The sequence below is a fragment of the Streptomyces sp. SID12501 genome (assembly GCF_010550245.1).
GTDB lineage: Bacteria > Actinomycetota > Actinomycetes > Streptomycetales > Streptomycetaceae > Streptomyces.
The window spans coordinates 1-451 of record NZ_JAAGLU010000597.1; the positions used below are offsets into that span (position 1 = coordinate 1).

The 451-nt window shown below is 69.0% G+C and carries 1 protein-coding gene; it reads right to left on the reverse strand.

Annotation, left to right across the window (positions count from 1 at the left end; translation table 11 throughout):
• The coding region (locus G3I71_RS47455; RefSeq protein ID WP_164325153.1) for an AI-2E family transporter at positions 1 to 451 on the reverse strand (451 nt) is incomplete at both ends.

A 451-nucleotide genomic window follows, 5' to 3' on the forward strand; every position in this document is an offset into this window, starting at 1 on the left:
CCTCCGTGTTGGTGCCGATGGTGTCGTTGAGGTTCTTGGCGATGTCGTTGATCTGCGACTCGGTGACGTGGAAGGGGCTGTCCAGCAGCCAGCGCTTCAACTCGTCGATGCCGTCACGGACCCGGTCGGAGAGCGTGTCGAGGTTCTCCATCACCTGCCACACCACGAACCAGCCGACCAGGCCGATGATGACGAACCCGAGCACGGCCGTCACAGCGGTGGCGAGCCCGTGCGGCAGCCCGAACCGCTTGAGACGGACGACGGTCGGCTGGAGCATCGCGGTGACGAGCAGCGCGGCGGCGAAGGCGAGGACGACCAGCTGCACCGCGCTGATCACCTGCATCAGCACCCAGAGGGTCCCCGCGAGGACGAGCAGCCGCCAGCCCGCCTCGGCCGCGACCCGCATCCCCCACGGAATCGCCGCGACCGGATCGGGCCTGGCGGCGACGGA